Genomic DNA, 2,446 nt, shown 5'->3' with positions numbered 1-2,446 from the left:
CGCACCCTGACTGGACCCCTGAGACCGCAACGTCCAGCAGTTCCGGTGACTGGTGGGAATTGCCCCATTCCGATAACGACCCCTACGTCTGACCGACCCGTTTCTCTCCCGCTTCCCGCGGGTCAAGAGTGGACGTGTCAGTAGGTGGTTTGGTTGAAGGCGACGAGGGGCAGCAGGTCGGCCGATCGCCGTGGACACGCGTCTTCTTGCTGACCAGGCGTTATGTCGCGGCGGCCCGTAGTTGACTGGATCGAAGTCGAGAGGGAGTGATGATGCCTGATCACCAGATTCGCAGGACAGTGATCCGCCGGGTGCCCACGGATGGGGCCCCTCGGTTCGATCAACTCCTGCCATCTCCAGCACCATTGCAGAGCCTGAGGCTGCGAACAATGCGCGGAACTCAGTGGTGATGTGTCGGCTGAGGCGCCCTGAGCAAGTAGAAAGGACTGTTGATGAGTGAGCCAACTGTTCTTCCCGGCTGCGAACCAATGAGTCATGAGGGCAGCCGCGACGCTGGCGTGCTGGTGATTCACGGCTTCACCGGCAACCCGTCGTCCCTTCGCGCTCAAGCCGATTCGTTCGCGGAGCTCGGCTATCACGTCGAGTTACCGCGGCTGCCCGGCCACGGGACGACCATCGACGACATGTTGACGACCAGTTGGGCCGACTGGTCGGGCGAGGCCGAAGCCGCCTATCAGCGCCTTGCATCGCGCACCTCTCATATCGTCGTGATGGGCCTCAGTATGGGCGGCACGCTCACCCTGTGGGTCGGTTTACAGCATCCCGATATCGCCGGCCTCGTCCTGGTGAACCCGGCCACTATGAACCAGGCGGACGATGCACTGACGATGATCAAGGAGATGGTCGACGACGGCATGACCGTGGCGCCTGGTATCGGTTCCGACATCGCTGACCCCGATGCGACCGAGATCGCCTACGAAGGGACTCCGCTCGTCCCGTTGCTCTCGTTGAACAACGATGGCATAGCACCCATCGCCGATCGCTACGGCGAGCTCGCGATGCCGATCCTGCTGTACACCTCAAAAAATGATCATGTGGTGCCACCCGCGGCGAGTGACCACTTGGCATCGACTGCGGGTGGCGCAGTCGAACACGTGCTGCTCGACCGGAGCTTCCACGTGGCCACGCAGGACTACGACGCCGCCGACATCACCGCCGGCGCCGCAGCCTTCATTGCACGAGTGACCGGAGCCTGACGATGAGCCTGTTGAGCAGCATCCCGTCGCCGTCGTTCAATTCGTTCGACATCGGCCCACTCAGCCTGAACATCTATGGGCTGGCCATCGCCTGTGGTGTGATTGCCGCAGTCTGGCTGTTCGGCAAGCGCCTCGAAGAACGCAATGCCGGCACGACGGATGATGCGAGTTCGATCGCAGTCTGGGCAGTCATTGCCGGTGTGATCGGAGCACGGCTCTATCACGTGGTCACCGACTGGGACCGCTTCACCGACAATTACGCAGCCATCCCGAAGTTGTGGGAAGGCGGCCTCGGGATCCCGGGCGGTCTCGCTGCGGGTATCCCGGTCGGGCTGCTTCTCGCCAAGCGCAAGGGCATCAGCATGTCGATGGCGGCCACATGCGCGGCGCCCGCGATCCCGCTCGCCCAAGCGATTGGGCGCCTGGGCAACTACTTCAACCAAGAGCTTTACGGCAAGGCAACAGACCTGCCGTGGGCACTTGAAATCGATGACGCCCATCTCCTCGTTGGCTTTGCCTCGGGCACCACGTTCCACCCGACGTTCCTCTACGAACTGCTGTGGAGCCTGGCGCTGTGTGGCGTGCTGCTCTGGATCGATCGGAAGTGGCGTCCAGGTCTCGGCCAGCTCATGGCGATGTATATCGCGGGCTATGGGCTCGGCCGCTTCTGGGTCGAAGGCCTCCGCATCGACCGAGCCGACGAACTTGCTGGACTGCGTTGGAACCAGTGGGTCGCGATCGCCATGGTCGTCGGCGGCAGTATCGCTCTCGCCGTGATGCGCCGCAATCCGATCCTCGAAGAGATCGACCCGTTCGACGACGGTGACGAGTCGGTCACCACTGCCCTCGACAACGGTGACTTGGGCGACGGCGGAGAGAACCCGACTGCTGATGGCGAAGTGGTCAATGACGCAGATAACGCGGCTGCAGACACGGATGACGCAGACCCACTCGACACCGATCTCGAACCCGCAATCGCTGACCCCGACGACTGATCGACGCGGCAGCAAACCTGAACCAGCCAAACGTGCGGCCAAATCTCTCACCGCTTGGTTGGACCATTTTGTGTGAGCGATTGCGGCGTTATTGCCCAGTTTTGCTCACACAGAAGCTGGCGCCATGTTTTGCGTGAGCAATAGCAGCGTCGGTTCCCGCTATCGCTCACACAAAATGACGGCGCGGCGAGATGGCAGCTCGGCGAGATGGTGACTTAGGAGCCGGAAACTTGG

Annotated in this window: 2 protein-coding genes; both read left to right on the top strand. The window is 62.1% G+C overall.

Going from position 1 to position 2,446, the window contains the following annotated elements:
* The first annotated feature begins 452 nt into the window (after window positions 1–452).
* Window positions 453–1,217, top strand: coding sequence for an alpha/beta hydrolase (locus ACH2EI_RS14310; protein ID WP_395152632.1), 765 nt, complete (start codon window positions 453–455; stop codon window positions 1,215–1,217).
* A 2-nt stretch (window positions 1,218–1,219) separates the two neighbouring features.
* Window positions 1,220–2,212, top strand: a complete 993-nt coding sequence (gene lgt / locus ACH2EI_RS14305) for a prolipoprotein diacylglyceryl transferase (protein ID WP_395160529.1) — start codon at window positions 1,220–1,222, stop codon at window positions 2,210–2,212.
* Window positions 2,213–2,446: the final 234 nt, after the last annotated feature.

The organism is Ilumatobacter sp. (genome assembly GCF_041688325.1).
Classification (GTDB): Bacteria; Actinomycetota; Acidimicrobiia; order Acidimicrobiales; family Ilumatobacteraceae; genus Ilumatobacter_A.
This window is presented reverse-complemented; position numbering and strand designations above follow the sequence as displayed.